The 21,692-nt window shown below is 63.9% G+C and carries 16 protein-coding genes; 5 read left to right on the plus strand and 11 right to left on the minus strand.

Going from position 1 to position 21,692, the window contains the following annotated elements:
- The first annotated feature begins 61 nt into the window (after positions 1–61).
- A complete protein-coding gene (locus HGI46_RS10580; RefSeq protein ID WP_168904204.1) occupies positions 62–1,267 on the plus strand; it encodes a DUF445 domain-containing protein in 1,206 nt (401 codons plus the stop codon).
- A complete protein-coding gene (locus tag HGI46_RS10585; RefSeq protein ID WP_346766707.1) occupies positions 1,264–1,800 on the plus strand; it encodes a GNAT family N-acetyltransferase in 537 nt (178 codons plus the stop codon). Before HGI46_RS10580 ends, HGI46_RS10585 begins: the two co-directional genes overlap by 4 nt.
- Here HGI46_RS10585 and HGI46_RS10590 read toward each other — a convergent pair.
- The 4 genes from HGI46_RS10590 to HGI46_RS10605 all read right to left on the minus strand — a co-directional run bounded on the left by HGI46_RS10590 (position 1,787) and on the right by HGI46_RS10605 (position 7,145).
- Positions 1,787–3,478: an ATP-binding protein gene (locus HGI46_RS10590; RefSeq protein ID WP_346766708.1), complete on the minus strand. Its 1,692-nt coding sequence runs from the start codon at positions 3,476–3,478 to the stop codon at positions 1,787–1,789. The genes HGI46_RS10585 and HGI46_RS10590 overlap by 14 nt on opposite strands.
- 157 nt (positions 3,479–3,635) lie before the next feature.
- Positions 3,636–5,279, minus strand: coding sequence for a chaperonin GroEL (gene groL / locus HGI46_RS10595; protein ID WP_168904111.1), 1,644 nt, complete (start codon positions 5,277–5,279; stop codon positions 3,636–3,638).
- 51 nt (positions 5,280–5,330) lie between these two features.
- Entirely contained in the window at positions 5,331–5,618 is a 288-nt protein-coding gene (gene groES / locus HGI46_RS10600) for a co-chaperone GroES (RefSeq protein ID WP_110763794.1), read from the minus strand.
- Between the two features lie 150 nt (positions 5,619–5,768).
- Complete coding sequence (locus tag HGI46_RS10605) at positions 5,769–7,145, minus strand: MATE family efflux transporter (protein ID WP_168904207.1); 1,377 nt, start codon at positions 7,143–7,145, stop codon at positions 5,769–5,771.
- Between the two features lie 170 nt (positions 7,146–7,315).
- On the opposite strand from HGI46_RS10605, the gene HGI46_RS10610 reads away from it, so the two are divergent.
- A complete protein-coding gene (locus HGI46_RS10610; RefSeq protein ID WP_240946688.1) occupies positions 7,316–8,791 on the plus strand; it encodes a HAMP domain-containing sensor histidine kinase in 1,476 nt (491 codons plus the stop codon).
- 2 nt (positions 8,792–8,793) lie between these two features.
- Here the strand turns inward: HGI46_RS10610 and HGI46_RS10615 are convergent, their stop codons facing one another.
- The 7 genes from HGI46_RS10615 to HGI46_RS10645 all read right to left on the minus strand — a co-directional run bounded on the left by HGI46_RS10615 (position 8,794) and on the right by HGI46_RS10645 (position 12,620).
- Positions 8,794–9,264, minus strand: a complete 471-nt coding sequence (locus tag HGI46_RS10615; protein ID WP_168904112.1) for a hypothetical protein — start codon at positions 9,262–9,264, stop codon at positions 8,794–8,796.
- Between the two features lie 118 nt (positions 9,265–9,382).
- The gene (rplL, locus tag HGI46_RS10620; RefSeq protein WP_039337844.1) at positions 9,383–9,757 is read right to left on the minus strand and encodes a 50S ribosomal protein L7/L12; all 375 of its coding nucleotides are present in this window, start codon (positions 9,755–9,757) and stop codon (positions 9,383–9,385) included.
- A gap of 69 nt (positions 9,758–9,826) precedes the next feature.
- Positions 9,827–10,339, minus strand: coding sequence for a 50S ribosomal protein L10 (gene rplJ, locus HGI46_RS10625; protein ID WP_039337847.1), 513 nt, complete (start codon positions 10,337–10,339; stop codon positions 9,827–9,829).
- Between the two features lie 297 nt (positions 10,340–10,636).
- Positions 10,637–10,858 (minus strand): helix-turn-helix transcriptional regulator, encoded by a 222-nt coding sequence (locus HGI46_RS10630; RefSeq protein ID WP_118072871.1) that lies wholly within the window; start codon positions 10,856–10,858, stop codon positions 10,637–10,639.
- Positions 10,858–11,388 (minus strand): DUF2975 domain-containing protein, encoded by a 531-nt coding sequence (locus HGI46_RS10635; protein ID WP_168904113.1) that lies wholly within the window; start codon positions 11,386–11,388, stop codon positions 10,858–10,860. The genes HGI46_RS10630 and HGI46_RS10635 overlap by 1 nt, the downstream gene beginning before the upstream one ends.
- Positions 11,389–11,415: 27 nt before the next feature.
- Positions 11,416–11,568: a hypothetical protein gene (locus HGI46_RS10640; RefSeq protein ID WP_168904114.1), complete on the minus strand. Its 153-nt coding sequence runs from the start codon at positions 11,566–11,568 to the stop codon at positions 11,416–11,418.
- Between the two features lie 182 nt (positions 11,569–11,750).
- Positions 11,751–12,620 carry a hypothetical protein gene (locus HGI46_RS10645; RefSeq protein WP_168904115.1) on the minus strand — a complete coding sequence of 290 codons (870 nt, stop codon included), beginning with the start codon at positions 12,618–12,620 and terminating at the stop codon, positions 11,751–11,753.
- 443 nt (positions 12,621–13,063) lie between these two features.
- Here HGI46_RS10645 and rpoB point away from each other — a divergent pair, with 443 nt between their 5' ends.
- Positions 13,064–17,224, plus strand: a complete 4,161-nt coding sequence (gene rpoB, locus HGI46_RS10650) for a DNA-directed RNA polymerase subunit beta (protein ID WP_168904116.1) — start codon at positions 13,064–13,066, stop codon at positions 17,222–17,224.
- 90 nt (positions 17,225–17,314) lie between these two features.
- Positions 17,315–21,598, plus strand: coding sequence for a DNA-directed RNA polymerase subunit beta' (gene rpoC, locus HGI46_RS10655; RefSeq protein ID WP_168904117.1), 4,284 nt, complete (start codon positions 17,315–17,317; stop codon positions 21,596–21,598).
- Positions 21,599–21,692: the final 94 nt, after the last annotated feature.

The raw sequence follows: 21,692 nt of genomic DNA on the forward strand, positions 1-21,692 counted from the left end.
CGGACCCGTCCGCATCGGAAGAGGGCGCGTGATGCCGGTGGTGGCTGATCGTGCGCGCCGCATGCGCATCGTCGCCACCTGTCTGCTCGTGGCGATGGCGCTGATCTATATTGCAACGCGCCGGTACGAAGGACTGCACCCGGCGATCGGCTTCATCCGGGCGTTTGCCGAGGCGGCGATGGTCGGCGGTCTGGCAGACTGGTTTGCGGTAACTGCACTGTTCCGGCATCCGCTGGGCCTGCCGATTCCGCACACCGCGATCATTCCGGAAAACAAGGACCGCATCGCCGATACGATGGCGTCGTTCCTGCAGGCCAATTTCCTCACCCCCCAGGTGGTTGCGCGCCGCATGGGAGCGGTCAACGCCGCCGCCGCCGCCGGTGCGTTTCTTTCAGACCCGCGAACCGGGGAAAGCCGCCTGCGCGATGGCGCGGCAGGGCTGCTGGCCGACGTGCTGGAATCGCTCGATCCGGATGAACTGGGCGGTCTTGCCAAAGGCGCGTTGCGGACGCAGCTCGAGAAGCTGGAGCTGGCGCCGCTTTTGGGACAGTTGCTGGGGGCGGCCATCGCCGATGGTCGGCACATGCCGGTGATCGAAAGCCTGATCCGCAAGGCTGCCGAAACGATCGAGGCAAACGAGCAGCTCATCCAGTCGACCATCCACGAGCGCGCCAATACGATCCTGCGCTGGACCGGGCTGGACGAGAAGCTGGCGAACGCAATCCTGGATGGCCTCTACAAGCTTCTCGCCGAGACTCTGGTCGTCCCCGACCATCCCTTGCGTCGCAAGATCGAGGAAGGGCTGGCAACGCTTGCCGACGATCTGGTGAACGATGCCGAGATGCGCGCGAAGGTCGAACGGATGAAGCGTGAGGTGCTGGCCAATCCTGCGTTCGGGCGGTGGCTGGACGGGCTGTGGGAACGCGGCCGGATGCGGCTCCTGCAGCTTGTCCGCAATCCGCGTGGGGCGCTTGGCGGCCAGCTGGGAGCCAGCCTTGCCGAGCTTGGCAATGCGTTGCAACGCGACGTGCGACTGCAGAAGATGGTCAATCGTTTTGCCCGGCGGACGCTGGTTGGCGTGTCGACGCGTTACGGCGCGCAAATCGTGCGACTGGTGTCCGAAACCGTCAAGCGGTGGGACGCCCGCACGGTGACCGACCGCATCGAAGGCGCTGTCGGCCGGGACCTGCAGTTCATCCGCATCAACGGTACCCTCGTCGGTGGGCTGGTCGGCCTCGTGCTCCATGCGATGGACGCGATGTTGTGAACGTGCTGCCGCAGCTGGAGACGGATCGCCTGATCCTCAGAGTGCCGCAGCGCGACGATTACCTGCTGCTGCGTGATCTTGTGGCCGATCCGGAAGTTCACCGCTTCCTCGGGCCACGGCCGGAAGACCCGACCACCGACATGTTCTCGCGCGCCTTGCGCGGTGCAGGCTCATGGCAGTTGTACGGCTACGGCATGTTCATCGTGCACGAGAAAGGCAGTAATGCTTTCGTCGGGCAGATGGGCCTGTTCCACTCCTTGCGCGGTTTCGGCAAAGGGCTTGATGACGCGGTCGAAGCCGCGTGGATCGTTGCGCGTCCGTTCTGGGGCCGTGGCTATGCGCAGGAAGGCATGCAAGCCGCGCTGGACTGGTTCGACCGGACTCGCGAGGCTCGCCGTGTCGCCTGCATGATCGAGCCTGAGAACCATGCATCCGTTCGACTGGCGCAGCGGCTTGGCTTCGTTCGCTATGACGAACACGTCTTCGACGGCGAAGCGGCTGTTGAACTTTACGAGCGAGTCAGAGCGAACTGACGTTGGGCAGCGTTATGGAAACCGGCCGGGCGAGGTTGCGTGCAAGAAGGTGAGCGGTCTGCCGCTGAAGGTCCTCGATCGAAAAGGGCTTGGTCAGAATGAGGGTTCGATCTTCCAGGCTGGCATCGTTTTGCAAGACCACACTGTCGGCATAGCCTGTCACAAATAGGACGCCCAGATCAGGCAGGCGGCGGCGCGCCTCGTCGGCGACTTGTCGGCCGTTGAGCCCGCCAGGCAGGCCCACATCGGTGACCAGCAGATCGATATCGGGGTGGCGATCCAGCATGGCGAGTGCCGCAGCCCCATCAGCAGCTTCAATGCAGCGCATGCCGATCATTGCCAGCGCGTCGAGCATCATCATGCGCACCGTTGGTTCATCATCGACAACCAGGACGGTGGCATCAGGGGACGGATCGACGCATCGGCTATCCTCGGTGTCCACTACGTCCTCGGGCAAGGCATCATGCCTCGGCAGATAGATCCGCACTTGCGTGCCTGCGCCCTGCGTCGAACGGATGCGGACGATACCGTTGCTCTGTCGTGCAAACCCGTAGACCATCGACAGGCCCTGCCCCGTGCCCTTGCCCGTGGGCTTGGTCGTGAAAAATGGTTCGAAAACGCGGTCGACATCCTCGGCCGCAATGCCCACGCCGGAATCGCTCACGGTGATCGTCATGTAGTCTCCGGGCGCCAGACTACGGCTTCGCGCATCGTTGTCCGCCAGCGCGACGTTGAGCGTGGAGATCACGAGGTTGCCGCCGTCCGGCATGGCGTCGCGGGCATTGATGCACAGATTGAGCAGGGCGTTCTCGAGCTGGTTGGGGTCTACCAGCGCGAGCCAAAGCGCGGGATCGAGTTCGGCCTGTACGGTGATCTGCGGCCCCATCGTGCGGCGGACGAGATCAATGAAATCCTCGACGAGCCGGTTGGCATTGGTTGCGCGCGGAGAGAGGGTCTGGCGCCGGGAGAAGGCCAGCAGCCGGTGAGTGAGTGCGGCGGCGCGCTGCGCAGCGCCAAGCCCTGCGTCGACATAGCGGGTGACTTCTTCCGCGCGGCCTTGGCTCACGCGCCGGCCGATCAGCTCGAAAGCCCCGGTTATGCCTGCCAGTAGATTGTTGAAATCGTGCGCAAGACCACCCGTCAGCTGGCCTACGGCTTCCATCTTCTGCGCCTGTCGCAGCGCGTTCTCGGCATGCTCGCGCTGGGCGAGGGCGTCGGCGACGCGCTGTTCGAGCGTTTCGTTGAGCTGGTGCAAGGCGCCTTCGGCGCTGACCTTCTCGGTCACGTCCTTGAACAGCACTGCGACCAGTCGATCCTCGAACGCGCCGATGCGGAACGAGGACACCTCGAGATGGCGTCCTGTCGCTACGAGTTCATTGCGGAACCGGATCGGCTCGCCGGTATGCAGCACCTTGCCGTAGAAGGCGATCCAGTCATCGGCCTCGTCCGGCACCATGTCGCGCAAGTGCTGCCCGACCACGTTCGGAATTCCGGTGTGCCGTTCGTAGGCCGAGTTCGCGAGGACGTGAACGTAGTCGCTGAGCGGACCATGAGGCCCATCGAGGAACCTTATGACGCAAAACCCGTCGTCCATGTTCTCGAACAGGATGCGATAGATCTCGTGGCCGACAACTGGAGCGGGAGGAGTGTGATCCGTCCTGGCGATGCCGTCCTTCACGGGCGCATCAATTCAGTCAGGCAGGATCGGGCGCAGTCCATCGTTCCCCAAACGCGGCTCGTCGCAACTTGTTCCCGTTCTTTTTGCCATGAGAACGAAAAAGGCCGGGAAGATCGCTCCTCCCGGCCCAATCCGTGTCAGCGTGAGCTGCGTGGACTTAGAAGTCCATGCCGCCCATGCCGCCCATGCCACCGCCCATCGGCGGCATCGCGGGCTTGTCGTCCGGCTTCTCGCTGATCGCCGCTTCCGTGGTGATCAGCAGGCCCGAGACCGAGGCAGCGTCCTGCAGGGCAGTGCGAACGACCTTCGTCGGGTCGATCACGCCGGCAGCCTTGAGGTTCTCATAGGTGTCGGTCGCAGCGTTGAAGCCCTGGTTCTCGTCGTTCTCGCGCAGCAGGTTGCCAGCGACGACCGCGCCGTCATGGCCTGCGTTCGCAGCGATCTGACGGATCGGGGCCTGGATCGCGCGGCGCACGATGTCGATGCCCTTGGTCTGGTCGTCGTTGGCGCCCTTGAGGCCTTCGAGAGCCTTGGTCGCATAGAGCAGCGCAGTACCGCCGCCCGAAACGATGCCTTCCTCAACCGCAGCGCGGGTGGCGTGGAGAGCGTCGTCGACGCGGTCCTTGCGCTCCTTCACTTCGACTTCGGTAGCACCGCCGACCTTGATCACGGCAACGCCGCCAGCAAGCTTGGCCAGACGCTCCTGCAGCTTCTCGCGGTCGTAGTCCGAAGTGGTGACTTCGATCTGCGCACGGATCTGCTCGACGCGGGCCTTGATCTCTTCGGCCGAACCTGCGCCGTCGACGATCGTGGTGTTGTCCTTGTCGATGGTGACCTTCTTGGCCTGGCCGAGCATGGCGAGCGTGACGCTCTCCAGCTTGATGCCAAGGTCTTCGGAGATCATTTCGCCGGCGGTCAGCGTGGCGATGTCGCCCAGCATGGCCTTGCGACGGTCACCGAAGCCCGGAGCCTTGACGGCAGCGATCTTGAGGCCACCGCGCAGCTTGTTGACGACGAGGGTCGCCAGCGCTTCGCCTTCGATGTCTTCGGCGATGATGAGGAGCGGACGGCCCGACTGCACAACCGCTTCGAGAATCGGCAGCATCGCCTGGAGCGACGAGAGCTTCTTCTCGTGGATCAGGATGTACGGGTTCTCGAGTTCGACCGTCATCTTTTCCGGGTTGGTGATGAAGTAGGGCGAGAGGTAGCCGCGGTCGAACTGCATGCCTTCAACGACATCGAGTTCGAATTCGAGGCCCTTGGCCTCTTCCACGGTGATCACGCCTTCCTTGCCGACCTTTTCCATCGCTTCGGCGATCTTCTGGCCGACTTCGGTGTCGCCGTTGGCCGAGATGATGCCGACCTGGGCGATTTCCGACGAGCCGGCAACCGGGGTCGAGCGCGCCTTGAGGTTTTCGACGACCTTGCCGACGGCGATGTCGATGCCGCGCTTCAGATCCATCGGGTTCATGCCGGCGGCAACCGCGGTCATGCCTTCGCGAACGATCGCCTGGGCGAGCACGGTCGCGGTGGTGGTGCCGTCACCGGCTGCGTCGTTGGCCTTCGAGGCCACTTCGCGCAGCATCTGGGCGCCCATGTTCTCGAACTTGTCCTTGAGTTCGATTTCCTTGGCGACCGAAACACCGTCCTTGGTGATGCGGGGTGCGCCGAAGCTCTTGTCGATCACGACGTTGCGGCCCTTGGGGCCCAGCGTGACCTTTACCGCGTCGGCGAGGATGTCGACGCCGCGCAGAATGCGTTCACGAGCGTCGCGCGAAAAGCGTACGTCCTTGGCAGCCATTTCTCGTTCCTTTGAATATCTTGAGTTGGTTCAGGAAATCCGGGGTTCGGCTCAGCCGATCACGCCCAGGATGTCCGATTCCTTCATGATCAGCAGGTCTTCACCCGAAACCTTGACTTCGGTGCCGGACCACTTGCCGAACAGGACGCGGTCGCCGACCTTGACGTCGAGCGGAGTGATCGTGCCGTTTTCAGCGCGAGCGCCGGTGCCGACGGCAACGATTTCGCCTTCAGCGGGCTTTTCCTTGGCGCTGTCGGGGATGATGATCCCGCCGGCAGTCTTTTCCTCGGCTTCGACGCGGCGTACGAGCACGCGATCGTGCAGCGGACGGAAAGTCATGGGTTGCTCCCTCTTCCAAGTTAAAAATGAGGCTTGGCACTCTCAAGGCGAGAGTGCCAGCGGGCGGCATATGGGTGCCGGTAGAAGGGGCGTCAATGGGTCTGGCGCAGATTCTTTTCACGCAGATGAACAAATCGACGAAGCGCGGCTTCAGGCAGGCAGAAGCCCGAGCCTGGCCCGGTTGCGCCAGCGCCAGTGCATCAGCCCGGCCACGAAGATCAGGCCGACCAGCAGGCCGAACCACACGCCGAGGCCGCCATTGCCGGTGAACAGGCCGAGGGCGAGTGCCGTGCCCACGCCCGGAACCCAATAGCCGAAAATCGCGATGAGCATTGGAACCCGGGTGTCCTGCAGGCCGCGCAACTGGCTCGACCCCACGGCCTGTGCGCCGTCGAACAGCTGGAATGCAGCCGCCACCATCATGTACTGCAGGGCAAGGCCGACGACGCGCGCGTTTTCAGGCGCTGCCGGATCGATGTAGAGCCTGAGCAACTGCAGCGGGAACAGCAGCATGATCCCCGCCGAAACCGCCATGAAGCCGATGCCAAGCTGGGTTGCGACCTTTCCGGCCAGCGCAATCGCGGCATTGTCTCGCGCGCCATAAGCGAGGCCGACGCGGATCGTGGCGGCTTGCCCCACGCCAAAGGGCACCTGAAAGGCGATCGCCGCGAACTGCAGGGCCAGCGTATGGGCGGCAAGTTCGATCTCGCCGATCCTGCCCATCAGGAAGGCGGCGCCGTTGAACATGCCGGCCTCGGCGATGATCGTGCCGCAGATGGGCAGGCCGATCTTGAGGACGTCGCCCAGGCGCTGCCACTCTGGCCGCCACCACCGGCCAAGCAGCCGGTAGCGGTGCAGCCGCCGGTCGAAGCGGATGACCAGCATGAACGCCAGGAGCATCGCAACGCTCGTCATCACGCTCGAAATGGCCGAGCCGAGCAGCCCCAGTTCCGGTGCGCCGAGATGGCCGAACACGAAGACCCAGTTGCCCAGCGCATTGACCGCCACGGCCATGCCGGTAATCGCCGTGCCGATGCCGGGGCGCCCGAGCGTTGCCACCACCGTGCGCAGCAGAGCGGCAAGCACAGCCGGGATCGCGGCCCACATCAGGACTTCAAGAAAAGGAACTGCACGGGCGATCACGCCGGGGTCCTGCCCGGTCACGCGCATCAGCGGCCCGCCGAGCAGGCATACGCCAATGGCGACGAACGCTGCGAGCAGACCGGCCCACGCTGCCATGCGAACGGTGCGCCGCACCTCGCGGACCGCGTGGCGCCGACGCCCGAGTTCAGCCGCGATCAAGGGCGAGGCCGCGCCGACCAGGCCGGACAGGCTCCAGATCAGCAGCCCGAACAGCGAGACCGATAGTGAGGAGGCGGCCAGCGCCTCGGGACCAAGACGCGCGACGAACACGACGTCGACGGCGAATACCGCCATCTGCAGCAGGTTCGCCCCGACAAGCGGCGCGGCCAGGCGCAGCATCGCGCGCAGCTCGTCAATCCATTTGTGGGGCGGTTGTTCGAACATCGGACGCGGGGTGTAGGCGGGCCGGCGCGGGAAGGAAAGCGCTTCGATGGCGAGTCGCAAAGCGGCCGGATGGCGCCTCTGCATGGCCTGCGCCGGGCAGTGATGCGGATTGTCTCTGATGGACAAGTTTCTGATAAACAGCAGATTCCCGTCATCGCGTGTCACAAATCATGTCCGCCACGCGGCAATGGTTGACCCGTCGCGTCGCGGGTGACAGCGTTTCGGCGATGCAAGGGTTCGGCCATCTGGCAAGCCGGCGGCGCGTGGGGCGCAGTCCGGAGATGCGATCGGCAGGTGGCGTAGGCCGCCTGCGCGCGTTCATCGAGGCGCACCCGCCGCACGGGCCCAATCTGTCCCGATTGGCGGTTCGCGCCGCGACTCTGCTGCTGCTGCTGGCGGCGGTGCAGGCAATCGCCAGCCTCGCCTTCTACGATGTGATCGACAAGGAAACCCTGCGCGAGGACCACGCGCGGCGTGTGGCGGAACTGCTGGTGGTCAGCAATCGCCTGCACGAACTTCACCCCGAGGCGGTCGGCTCGACGATGAGCACCAGTCACCTCGAAGTGGCCCTTGGCAACACGCCCCATCCAATACCCGACCGGGACGACGAAGCCGTGGCCCAGATCCGCGGCTACATCCTGCGTTGGGAGCCGATGCTGGCAGACCAGCAACTGATGCTCGGGCTTGAGCCATCGCGTCTGGGCTACGGCAACCTGGTTGGCGCGATGCGCTTGTCCGATGGCCACTGGCTGAACTTCCGCTCGCGCGACGTGACCTCGGGCTGGCCGATCGCGCTGCGCGCCACGGTCCTTACGCTTGTTACTGCGGTCGTCAGCTTTGCCCTGTCGCTATGGTCGCTGCGCATCATCACCCGCCCCTTGCGGGAGCTGACCGACGCCGCCGATGCGATCGGCAAGGGGCAGGTCGTGCCGGTGCGTGAAAGCGGGCCGGACGATCTGCGCAGCCTCGCCCGGTCGATGAACGCCATGCAGGAGCGCATCGCGGCGATGCTCGAGGATCAGGCGCGCTCGTTCGAGGCCATCAGCCACGACATGCGCACGCCTCTATCGCGCGTGACCATCGCCGCCGATCTGATCGACGATGCCGAAATCGCCGGCCTTGTCCGCGACGCCACGGGCGAGATGGAAGCGATGCTGATGTCGCTCCAGCGCTATCTCCGCGCCCAGCACCTCGCGCCCGAACCGGCCATGATGGACCTTGGGCTGGCAGTGACGGATCTTGTCCTTGGCAGCTTTGCCGGAAATGCCACGGTCGAGGTGACCCCAGGGGCGATGATCTGCTCGTGGCGCGAGCCTCTGCTGATGGCGCTCCACCCGCTGATCGAGAACGCCGTGCATTATGGCGGCAAGGCGAAAGTCTGCGTCGAACCGGATGCGGATGGACGCTGGCACGTGCTGATCGCCGACCAGGGGCCGGGCATCTCCGAGGACCAGTTCGAGCGCATCCTCGCGCCGTTCTACCGGATCGATGACGCCCGCGCGCGCGACACTGCCGGCTTTGGCCTCGGTATTCCCACCGCTGACCGGCTGCTGCAGCGCTTCGGTGGGAAGCTGTCCTTTGCCAGAAGCGAAAGCGGCGGGTTGCTGGTGATCGTGAGAGTGCCCGTGGCCACCGATCCAGCCTGACATCAGGCTGGCGCTGGTGACTCCATATCTGCCAGGCGAAGTAGGTTCTGCCGCCGTCGCGGCGGAACGTCGTTGCTCGTTGCCCGCAACTCGTGCAGCCGCGCTTCTGCCTTGCGCAAGGCGTCGGCGACCTTTTCGTCGGCCAGCGCGCCGATGCATTCATAGTCTTCGACAATGCTGCGCACTGCCTGCGTCGTGCGCTTGAGCGCGCTCTGGTATGCCTCGCAGTTCAGGCCGCGATGCAGTGCCACGGCAGCAGCGCCAATGAAGCTGAGCGGCGAGACGAAGCCTGACAGGTGATCGCCCAAGGCGATGGATCCGGCCGCTACCGGCAGGACGATGCTGATGACCTGAAGGGGCCAGCTTCCTGCGCGGACCCAGAACAATTGGCGGCGCAGGCTCAGGTCCTCCTGCTCGAGCTGCTCCACCCTCAACGCCGCGAAGCGCCGATACCGCGCAATATCTGCTGACATGTGATCCCCCGGACTCTGGCTAGAGGATGTCGCAGCACTACGGTTTCTTCAAACGAAAAAGGCGGAGCCGAAGCCCCGCCTTTCCCTGTATCTTTTCCGAAAGTTCGGAAGAAGAAGATTACTTGACTTCGACGGTGCCGCCGGCTTCTTCGATCTTCTTCTTGATGTCTTCGGCTTCAGCCTTCGACACGCCTTCCTTGATCGCCTTCGGAGCGCCTTCGACCAGCGCCTTGGCTTCGGTCAGGCCCAGGTTGGTGATCGCGCGGACTTCCTTGATGACCTGGATCTTCTTGCCACCGTCGCCGGTCAGGATGACGTCGAATTCGGTCTTCTCTTCAGCGGCTTCAGCAGCAGCGCCGGCAGGAGCCGCAGCAACGGCAACAGCAGCAGCGGCGGAAACGCCCCATGCTTCTTCGAGAGCCTTGGCGAGGTCAGCGGCTTCGAGGACGGTCAGCTTCGAAAGTTCTTCAACGAGCTTGGCGATATCGGCCATGGTATTTCACTCCTGATCTTGTGGTGCCCGCGCACCCGAGTGGTGCGGCCGGGCGGATTCCGAACAATCTTATGCGGCTTCCTTGGCGTAGGCGCCGAAGACGCGGGCCAGCTTGGCTGCCGGAGCAGTCGTGAGCTGGGCGATCTTCGTGGCCGGAGCCTGGATGAGGCCGATAAGCGTGCCGCGCAGTTCGTCGAGGCTGGGCATGGAGGCGAGTGCCTTGACCCCGGCTTCGTTGAGAACCTGCGAACCCATTGCACCACCGACGATTTCGATCTTGTCGGTGGTCTTGGCGAACTCGACCACTGCCTTGGCGGCAGCAACCGGATCGACAGAGGCGGCGATTGCGGTCGGACCGGTGAAGAAATCACCCAGACCTTCGTAATCGGTGCCTGCGACGGCAAGCTTGGCAAGACTGTTCTTCGCAACCTTGTAGGTCGCGCCCGCTTCGCGGATCTTCGTGCGCAGGGCGGTGGACTGGGCCACCGTCATGCCGAGGTTGCGGGTGATGACCACCGCGCCAGCCTCGCTGAAGACGCCGTTAAGGAAGGCGACCGAATCGGCTTTCTGCGAACGATCCATGCCATACTCCTTCACATGTGACTGAACCGGTAGGCCCGGACAGTCGGCTACGTTTGTCGATGGCCCGAAGACCACCGGCGAGTCCGTGACAAGGGAAGGAGATGCGCCGTAAAAGACGCGAGGGGCGCCACGATCCTGTTGGAGCGAGGGGCCTTGAAACTCTTTTCCCCGTCTAGGCTGGAGATTAAGTGCAGGCAGATCCCGCACACCAACTGTCTCGGACGGATGATCGGCAAAACCAAAAGAGGCCCACCGGTCGGGCGGGCCTCTGGCGGATTCGGGTCTCGAAGTCAAGCTTTACACGGTTTCGGCCTCGTCCGGTTCATAGCCGAGGACGTCGCCGGGCTGGCAATCGAGTTCCCGGCAGATCGCTTCGAGGGTCGAGAAGCGGATCGCCTTGGCCTTGCCGGTCTTGAGGATCGAGACGTTGGCGAGCGTCAGGTCGATGCGTTCGGCCAGTTCCGTCAGCGTCATGCGGCGGGCGTGGAGCAGGTCGTCAAGTTTGACGTTGATCGGCATCACACGGTCCCTTCCAGATCTTCGCGCATCTTCGCGCCGGTGCGGAACACCCGGGCGAGGATGAACAGGACGAGGGCAAGCAGCAGGCCGTTGGTCGAGAAATCGGCATCGACACTTATCGACGCTGCATCCGCGCTGGCCTTTTCAAGCATCACCCCGACGATCCCGAGGGGTATGGAAAGCAGCTGGATGATGACCGACAGCCAGGCCATCGCGCGCAGCCGCTCGGCGTTGTCGGGGGTGAACGGATCGCCGTCCTCGACCGTTATGACGATGGCGCGGAGCTTGTCGACGAAACGATGCATCGAGGCCAGCATCGCGGCAAGCAGCGGGAACATCAGCAGGATCAGCCAATAGGTCGATTCTGCGGCACCAGCCTTCGCGAGCTTTTCGGCAACCATCCCATGCAGGCCCACCGTTGCGGCGAATCCTATTCCCAGGCCCACCATGCCGATGACAATGACGACCAGCATGAATGTGAGCAAAGCCTTGGCCAATCCGAGCAGTGGGTCGGTACGGAGCGTGGACATCGTGTTTCCCTCCTGTTGAATGAGCGGTCAGGCGGCGAGTGGAAGCTGATAGGTCGCCATGACCGGACCATCGACGAGCGCGAGCGGAGCCGCGCCTGCATCCACCGTCGGCAGCCACAGCGTGGCGGCCAGCAGCAGCGAGAGGATCGCGGCGGCGGTCTGGGGAAGGTGGCGGGACATTGATCGTTCTCCGATATGGTCGATATCGAAAATCAATAAGGTCGATTCGCCTTATCGTCAATCAATAATATCGAAAAACGATATTCCCCTTATCGTTTTGCTTAGGGTAACGCTTTCCCCATGCAAAAAGGCCCCGTCCGGCGGACGAGGCCTCGTTTGTCGGTGATGGGTTGGCGACGGGTTCAGGCCTGCGCGTAGTCCGTGCGAACCTCGGTCAGGACCTGCTCGCCACGTGTTGTCGTGGGCACGTCGCTGCGGGCGGCCATCGATTGCACCATGATCCGCGCGCGGCGGCGACGGGCCTTGCGTGACAGGAACGGGTTGGCATCGTCGGGCGGAGACGCAACGATGCGCTCGATCAGGGCTTCGCGCTCGCTGGCGGTGCGCGTGTTGGCAGCCGACATGGCGTAAGTCGGGGACGAGGGTCGCTCAGGCGGCATCGGCGGCGCGATGCGGCGCTCGGGCTGCGGCCTCAGGCTCGGACGGGTGGTGACCGGCGGCACGAAATCCACGTCTTCTTCATAGACGCGACGGCGGCGGCTGACGGCCAGGCCCACGCCACCGAGCACGAGCAGGGTTGCCGCGGCGCCAATCGGCAGGGCCCAGTCCGGTGATGCACTTTCAGTGGCGACGTTTGCTGCAACGGGGGCGGCTGCTGCCGGCTCTTCAACAGGCGCAGGTGCAACGGCCGGGACGGGCGCGATTGCCGGCACCGGCGTAGTCTCCGCTGCGGCCGCTGTCGAACGTGCAGGCGCCGACTCACGCACGGGTGCTCGCGGCGCCGGTCGCGCTGCCGGTCGGGGCTGCGCCGTCGGCGTCGCCACCGGCGTCGTTGCGGCCGTGGTCGCGGGCGCTGCAACCGGCTCCGGCGTCGTGGTCGGGATCACGATGGTCGGTGTGACCGGTGCGGGAGTCACGACGGGTGCCGCTGCCACTGGCGCATCAGTTACAGGGATCGTAACCTCCTGCGCATGGGCAGTTCCGGCAGAAAGCAGCAGCATGGCTGAAATCGCCATGGTGCTGCGGGGCGATATGGCGTTGATCTTGGTCATGACGAGAAAACGCGACGACCTGTGCAATAGGTTCCATATTGGCGACGAAGCGAGCGCTTATTGCCAGTGAGCCGTCGTCACTTTGGCGCGCCGCAACAATGTTTCACAGTTTCTGAACCGGTGTTCATCATTTCGCTGAATTACTTGAAGATGCCGCACGTCGGCGCGCCGCCTGCCCAATGCGCCCTTTGACTTGTCCTGCGGCATTGCCTATATGCCGCCCCTGTCCAGCGCTTCGAGCAAGGCCGTCCCATGCGCAGGGGGTGGCTCGGGAAGGAAGTGCAGGGCAATCCATCTGACGCAAAAGGCTGCGGGCCATGGCTTCCGTTGAACGGATCGCCGTGCGCTGTGCGGCCTTTCGCTGTTTGGTGGCGCCATCCTTGCGCGTGGCAGAATTTCCGCCGGTTTTCCGGCCATTTGTTGAGAAGAGGCTCGCAACCTTTATGGTTTCCAAGACAGCCAGTCGTCCCGGCGTGAAGAAGCGCATCCGCAAGATCTTCGGGGACATCCACGAAGTCGTGCAGATGCCGAACCTGATCGAGGTCCAGCGCGAATCGTATGAGCAGTTCCTCCGCTCCGATCCGTCGGTGGGCTACGTTTCGGGTCTCGAAAAGACGCTGCGTTCGGTTTTCCCGATCCAGGATTTCGCCGGCACCGCCAGCCTCGATATCAAGGAGCGTGACGGCTACGTCCTCGAAGCTCCGAAGTACGACGTGAACGAATGCCGCCAGCGCGGCATCACCTATGCTGCGCCGATGAAGGTGACGCTCAAGCTCGCGACCTTCGAGGTCGATGCCGAGACCGAGACCAAGTCGCTCATCGATATCAAGGAGCAGGACGTGTACATGGGCGACATCCCGCTCATGACCGAGAACGGGACGTTCTTCATCAACGGTACCGAGCGCGTGATCGTGTCGCAGATGCACCGCTCGCCTGGCGTGCTGTTCGACCATGACCGCGGCAAGACCCACTCCTCGGGCAAGTACCTCTTCGCTGCCCGCGTGATCCCCTATCGCGGTTCGTGGCTCGACTTCGAATTCGACGCCAAGGACATCGTCAACGTCCGTATCGACCGCAAGCGCAAGCTGCCGGTCACCGCGCTGCTGCACGCGCTCGGCCTCGATGACGAACAGATCCTCCACCACTTCTACGACACCGTGCAGTGGGCGCGTGCCGAAGGTGGCTGGAAGGTGCCCTTCGTGCTCGAACAGTGGCGCGGTGCGAAGCCGATGTTCGACATCGTCGACGGCAAGTCGGGCGAAGTGATCTTCCCGGCAGGCCAGAAGATCAGCCCCCGCGCTGCCAACAAGGCAGCGAAGGACGGTCTTGAAGAACTGCTGATCCCGACCGAGGAAATCTTCGGCCGCTACGCCGCGCGTGACCTCATCGACGAAGCGACCGGTCGCATCTGGATCGAAGCCGGTGACGAAGTCAGCCCGGAAAACCTCGACCTGCTGGACAAGGCCGGCATCGACACGCTCGAGCTGCTCGACATCGACCACGTCTCGACCGGTCCCTGGATCCGCAACACGCTCAAGGCCGACAAGGCTCCAGATCGTGACCACGCCCTGGCCGATATCTACCGCGTCATGCGTCCTGGCGAACCGCCGACGCGCGAAACCGCCGAAGCGCTGTTCGACGGCCTGTTCTTCGACGCCGACCGCTATGACCTCTCGGCCGTGGGTCGCGTCAAGCTCAACATGCGCCTCGGGCTCGAGTGCGACGACAGCGTCACCACCCTGCGCACCGACGATATCCTCGCCGTGGTCAAGGAACTGGTGAACCTCAAGGACGGCAAGGGCGAAGTCGACGACATCGACAACCTCGGCAACCGTCGCGTGCGTTCGGTGGGCGAACTGCTGGAAAACCAGTACCGCGTCGGCCTGCTGCGCATGGAGCGCGCGGTGAAGGAGCGCATGTCGTCGGTTGACGTGTCGACGGTCATGCCGAACGACCTGATCAACGCCAAGCCGGCCGTTGCTGCCGTGCGCGAGTTCTTCGGTTCGTCGCAGCTTTCGCAGTTCATGGACCAGACCAACCCGCTTTCGGAAGTCACCCACAAGCGCCGCGTTTCGGCACTTGGGCCGGGCGGTCTGACCCGCGAGCGCGCCGGCTTCGAAGTCCGCGACGTTCACCCGACGCACTATGGCCGCATCTGTCCGATCGAAACGCCGGAAGGCCCGAACATCGGTCTGATCAACTCGCTGTCGACCTTCGCGCGCGTCAACAAGTACGGCTTCATCGAAACCCCGTACCGCAAGGTCATCGACGGCAAGGTGACCAAGGACGTCATCTACCTCTCGGCGATGGAAGAGCAGAAGCACACCGTGGCGCAGGCTTCGGCCGAGCTGACGGCTGACGGTTCGTTCGTCGAGGAACTCGTCTCGGCTCGCCAGAACGGCGAATTCGTGATGAGCCCGCGTGATCAGATCACGCTGATGGACGTCAGCCCCAAGCAGCTCGTCTCGGTTGCCGCCTCGCTCATTCCGTTCCTGGAAAACGACGACGCCAACCGCGCGCTCATGGGCTCGAACATGCAGCGCCAGGCCGTGCCGCTGATCAAGGCCGATGCGCCTTACGTCGGCACCGGCATGGAAGAGACCGTGGCCCGCGATTCGGGCGCCGCGATCTCGGCCCTGCGTTCCGGCGTGGTCGACCAGGTCGACGCTACCCGTATCGTGATCCGCGCCTCGGGCGATATCGAACCCGGCCAGTCCGGCGTCGACATCTACCGCCTGCAGAAGTTCGAGCGCTCGAACCAGTCGACCTGCATCAACCAGCGTCCGCTGGTGAAGGTGGGTGACCTGATCGAGAAGGGCGACATCATCGCCGACGGTCCCTCGACCGAGTTCGGTGAGCTGGCGCTGGGCCGCAACGTGCTCGTCGCGTTCATGCCCTGGAACGGCTACAACTACGAAGACTCGATCCTGATCAGCGAACGCATCGTCAAGGAAGACGTCTTCACCTCGATCCACATCGAGGAGTTCGAGGTCATGGCCCGCGACACCAAGCTCGGGCCTGAGGACATCACCCGCGACATCCCGAACGTCGGCGAGGAAGCCCTGCGCAACCTCGACGAGGCGGGCATCGTCTACATCGGTGCGGAAGTTCACCCCGGTGACATCCTCGTCGGCAAGATCACCCCGAAGGGTGAATCGCCGATGACGCCGGAAGAGAAGCTGCTCCGCGCGATCTTCGGCGAAAAGGCCAGCGACGTGCGCGACACTTCGCTCCGTCTGCCGCCGGGCGTTGCCGGAACGATCGTCGACGTTCGCGTCTTCAACCGTCACGGCATCGAGATCGACGACCGTACCCGCGCCATCCAGAACGAGGAAATCGAACGCCTCGCCAAGGACCGCGAGGACGAGCGCGCGATCCTCAACCGCGCCACCTTCAACCGCCTGCGCGAAATGCTGCTTGGCCAGGTTTCGGCGGCGGCGCCCAAGGGCATCAAGAAGGGCGAAACGATCGACGAGCAGGTTCTCGCCGATGTCGAGCGTCACGAATGGTGGAAGTTCGCCGTCGCCGACGATGCGCGCCAGCAGCAGCTGGAAGCGGTCAAGGCGCAGTACGACACCGCGGTGAAGGCGATCCAGGAGAAGTTCGAGGACCGCAAGGAAAAGCTCGAGCGTGGTGACGAACTCGCCCCCGGCGTGCTCAAGATGGTCAAGGTCTTCGTCGCGGTGAAGCGCAAGCTGCAGCCGGGCGACAAGATGGCCGGCCGTCACGGCAACAAGGGCATCATCTCCCGCATCCTGCCGCAGGAAGACATGCCGTTCCTCGAGGACGGTACGCCGGTCGACTTCGTGCTCAACCCGCTGGGCGTGCCTTCGCGCATGAACGTCGGGCAGATCTTCGAAACGCACCTTGGCTGGGCCGCCCGCGGCCTTGGCAAGCGCATCGGCGCGGCTCTCGACGCATGGCGCGAGGCCAACCCGAACCCCGAAGCCGGCCAGCCGCCGGAAGCGGTGCGCGAGCTACTCAAGGAGATCTACGGCGACAACTACACGGGCGACATCGACGCCCGTGACGACGCCCAGATCATCGAGTTCGCCCAGGCTGTCCGCAACGGCGTGCCGATGGGCTCGCCGGTGTTCGACGGCGCGGTCGAGAAGGACGTGACCGACATGCTGCGTCTGGCAGGGCTGGATGAATCCGGTCAGGTCACGCTGTTCGACGGTCGCACCGGTGATGCGTTCGACCGCAAGGTGACGGTGGGCATGAAGTACGTGCTCAAGCTGCACCACCTGGTCGACGACAAGATCCACGCACGTTCGATCGGGCCGTACTCGCTCGTCACCCAGCAGCCGCTGGGCGGCAAGGCGCAGTTCGGCGGCCAGCGCTTCGGTGAAATGGAGGTCTGGGCTCTCCAGGCCTATGGCGCGGCCTACACGCTGCAGGAAATGCTCACGGTGAAGTCGGACGACGTGGTCGGCCGCACCAAGGTCTACGAAGCGATCGTCAAGGGCGACGACACCTTCGAGGCCGGCATTCCCGAAAGCTTCAACGTGCTCGTCAAGGAAATGCGCTCGCTCGGCCTCAACGTCGAACTGTCGTCGCTCGACGACACCGATGACGACGGCCTCGCCGAGGCGGCGGAGTAAGGAATACGGGCGGCGGTCCTGCCGCCGCCCATCCCTTCGCACCGAAATTCACGTCCAACGCCTCACATTGAGGCAAGGGAACGGCACCACATGAACGACCTGACCAAATTCACCAACCAGCTCGCCAAGCCCGAGACCTTCGACCAGATCCAGATCGGTTTGGCGAGCCCCGAGCGCATCCGCAGCTGGTCCTTCGGCGAGATCAAGAAGCCGGAAACCATCAACTACCGCACGTTCAAGCCCGAGCGTGACGGCCTGTTCTGCGCGCGCATCTTCGGCCCCGTGAAGGACTACGAGTGCCTCTGCGGCAAGTACAAGCGCATGAAGTACAAGGGCGTCGTCTGCGAAAAGTGCGGCGTCGAAGTCACCGTCACCAAGGTGCGCCGCGAGCGCATGGGCCACATCGAACTGGCCGCGCCGGTTGCGCACATCTGGTTCCTCAAGTCGCTGCCCTCGCGCATCGGCCTGCTGCTCGACATGCAGCTCAAGATCCTTGAGCGCATCCTCTATTTCGAAAGCTACGTGGTCACCGAGCCGGGCCTGACCCCGCTCGAGAAGTACCAGACGCTGACCGAAGACGAACTGCTCGACGCGCAGGACGAGTATGGCGAAGACGCCTTCTCGGCCGGCATCGGGGCCGAGGCCGTCAAGCACATGCTGATGAACCTCGATCTCGAGCAGGAGCGCGACGATCTGCTGGAAGAGCTGCGGACGACCAAATCCGAGCTGAAGCCCAAGAAGATCATCAAGCGCCTCAAGGTCGTGGAATCGTTCATCGATTCGGGCAACCGCCCCGAATGGATGATCCTCGATGTCGTGCCGGTCATCCCGCCCGAACTGCGCCCGCTGGTGCCGCTGGACGGTGGCCGCTTCGCGACCTCGGACCTCAACGACCTCTACCGCCGCGTCATCAACCGCAATAATCGTCTGAAGAGGTTGATCGAGCTGCGCGCGCCGGACATCATCGTCCGCAACGAAAAGCGCATGCTGCAGGAAGCCGTTGACGCGCTGTTCGACAACGGCCGCCGTGGCCGCGTCATCACCGGCGCCAACAAGCGTCCGCTGAAGTCGCTGTCCGACATGCTCAAGGGCAAGCAGGGCCGCTTCCGCCAGAACCTGCTCGGCAAGCGCGTCGACTATTCGGGCCGGTCGGTCATCGTGACCGGGCCGGAACTCAAGCTGCACCAGTGCGGGTTGCCCAAGAAGATGGCGCTCGAACTGTTCAAGCCGTTCATCTACGCGCGTCTTGATGCCAAGGGTCTGTCGATGACCCTGAAGCAGGCCAAGAAGTGGGTCGAGAAGGAACGCAAGGAAGTCTGGGACATCCTTGATGAGGTGATCCGCGAACACCCGGTCATGCTGAACCGTGCGCCTACGCTGCACCGTCTCGGCATCCAGGCGTTCGAGCCGGTCCTGATCGAAGGCAAGGCGATCCAGCTGCACCCGCTCGTCTGCTCGGCGTTCAACGCCGACTTCGACGGTGACCAGATGGCCGTCCACGTGCCGCTTTCGCTGGAAGCCCAGCTTGAAGCGCGCGTGCTGATGATGTCGACCAACAACATCCTCTCGCCCGCCAACGGCAAGCCGATCATCGTGCCTTCGCAGGACATGGTGCTGGGCATCTATTATCTGTCGATGGACCGCGCCGGCGAGCCGGGCGAAGGCATGATGCTGGCCGACATGGCCGAAGTGCACCAGGCGCTGGAGGCCAAGGCCGTCACGCTGCACTCGAAGATCATCGCCCGCGTTCCGCAGACCGACGAGAACGGCAAGCAGTACCTCAAGCGTTTCGAAACGACGCCGGGCCGCATGCTGATTGGCGAATGCCTGCCCAAGAGCCACAAGGTTCCGTTCGAGATCGTCAACCGCCTTCTGACGAAGAAGGAAATCGGCGACGTGATCGACCAGGTCTATCGCCACACCGGCCAGAAGGACACGGTGCTGTTCGCCGACGCCATCATGGCGCTGGGCTTCCGCAACGCGTTCAAGGCAGGCATCTCGTTCGGCAAGGATGACATGATCATCCCCGACAGCAAGGATGCCCTGGTTGCCGAGACCAAGGAACTGGTGGCTGACTACGAGCAGCAGTACCAGGACGGTCTGATCACCCAGCAGGAAAAGTACAACAAGGTGATCGACGCCTGGAGCCGCTGCGGCGACCAGGTGGCCAACGCCATGATGGAAGAGCTGAAGAGCTCGCCTGTTGACGAGGCGACCGGCCGTCAGAAGCCGATCAACGCGATCTACATGATGTCGCACTCGGGCGCTCGTGGCTCCCCGGCGCAGATGAAGCAGCTTGCGGGCATGCGCGGCCTGATGGCCAAGCCTTCGGGCGAGATCATCGAAACCCCGATCATCTCGAACTTCAAGGAAGGTCTGACCGTTCTTGAATACTTCAACTCGACCCACGGTGCCCGTAAGGGCCTCGCTGACACCGCGCTCAAGACCGCGAACTCGGGTTACCTGACCCGTCGTCTGGTCGACGTGTCGCAGGACTGCGTCGTGATCGAGGAAGACTGCGGCACCGAACGTGCGCTGGAAATGCGCGCGATCGTCCAGGGCGGTTCGACCATTGCCTCGCTGGGCGAGCGCATCCTCGGCCGTACCCTTGCCGAAGACCTGATCGAGGCGAAGTCGGGCGAAGTGATCGCGCAGAAGGGCGAACTGCTCGACGAAGCCGCGATTGCCCGCATCGAGGCCGCTGGCGTGCAGTCGGCCAAGATCCGCTCGCCGCTGGTCTGCGAAGCCCAGCAGGGCGTGTGCGGCACGTGCTATGGCCGTGACCTTGCCCGTGGTACGCCGGTCAACATCGGTGAAGCTGTCGGCGTCATCGCCGCGCAGTCGATCGGTGAGCCGGGCACCCAGCTGACCATGCGTACCTTCCACATCGGTGGCGCGGCGCAGGTCAACGAGCAGTCGCACCTCGAAGCGATCTCGGATGGTACCGTGGTCTACCGCGACATCCCGACGATCACCGACAAGCGCGGCCGTCGTCTGTCGCTGGCCCGCAACGGCGAAATCGTGGTCATGGACACCGAGGGCCGTGAGCGCGCGATCCACCGCGTGCCCTACGGTACCCACCTGCTGCACGAGAACGGTGCGATCATTTCGCAGGGCGATCGCCTCGCTGAATGGGACCCGTTCACCCTGCCGGTGATCACCGAAAAGCCGGGCATCGTGCGCTATCAGGACCTTGTCGACGGCAAGACCCTGACCGAGCAGACCGACGAAGCCACCGGCATGTCGAGCCGCGTCGTCACCGAGAACCGTGCCGCCGGCCGGGGCAAGAAGGAGGACCTGCGTCCTCGCCTGACCCTGCTCGACGACGATTCGGGTGAAGCTGCACGCTACCTGATGGCACCGGGCACCACGCTCTCGGTCGAAGACGGCCAGCGCGTCGAAGCGGGCGACATCCTCGCCCGTGCTTCGCGCGAAGCCGCCAAGACCCGCGACATCACCGGCGGTCTGCCGCGCGTTGCCGAACTGTTCGAGGCCCGCAAGCCGAAGGACAACTCGATCATCGCCAAGATCGCCGGCCGCATCGAGTTCGTGCGTGACTACAAGGCCAAGCGCAAGATCGCGATCATCCCCGAGGAGGGTGAACCGGTCGAGTACCTCGTGCCGAAGAGCCGCGTGATCGACGTGCAGGAAGGTGACTACGTCAAGAAGGGCGACAACCTGATCTCGGGCTCGCCCGATCCGCACGACATTCTGGAAGTGATGGGCGTCGAGGCTCTGGCCGAATACCTCGTGGCAGAAATCCAGGAAGTCTACCGCTTGCAGGGCGTGAAGATCAACGACAAGCACATCGAGGTGATCGTTCGCCAGATGCTGCAGAAGGTCGAGATCACCAACGGTGGCGACACCACCCTGCTGCCGGGCGAACAGGTCGACCTCGAGGAGATGCTCGAAACCAACGCCAAGCTGGAAGAAGGCCAGGTGCCCGCCGAAGGCAAGCCGGTGCTGCTCGGCATCACCAAGGCCTCGCTGCAGACGCGTTCGTTCATCTCGGCCGCGTCGTTCCAGGAAACCACCCGCGTGCTCACGCAGGCGGCCGTGGAAGGCAAGAAGGACTCGCTGATCGGTCTCAAGGAGAACGTGATCGTCGGTCGTCTCATCCCCGCCGGTACCGGTGCGGGCATGAACCGCCTGCGCGTCGCCGCCTCCTCGCGCGATGCCGCGTTGCGTGCGTCCTACCGCAGGCTCCAGGAATCGCTGATCGCTCCGGCGACGGCAGCCGAAGAGCATGCGGCCGAACTGGCGCAGGGCCCGGAAGCCGCGATCGGTGACGATCCGCTGGCAGCAGTCGAGGGCGAGACCCACGGCACTGACGCCGATGCCGGCGATTACCTGATCGAAGGCGACGAGGCGTAACGCTTCGCCGACCTGTCGGAACAGTCGAAGAGGCCCCGCCGGAGCGATCCGGCGGGGCTTTTTTATTTACGGTTGCAAGTTCAGTGGGACATCT

This window comes from Novosphingobium sp. ERW19, assembly GCF_012641315.1.
Classification (GTDB): domain Bacteria; phylum Pseudomonadota; class Alphaproteobacteria; order Sphingomonadales; family Sphingomonadaceae; genus Novosphingobium.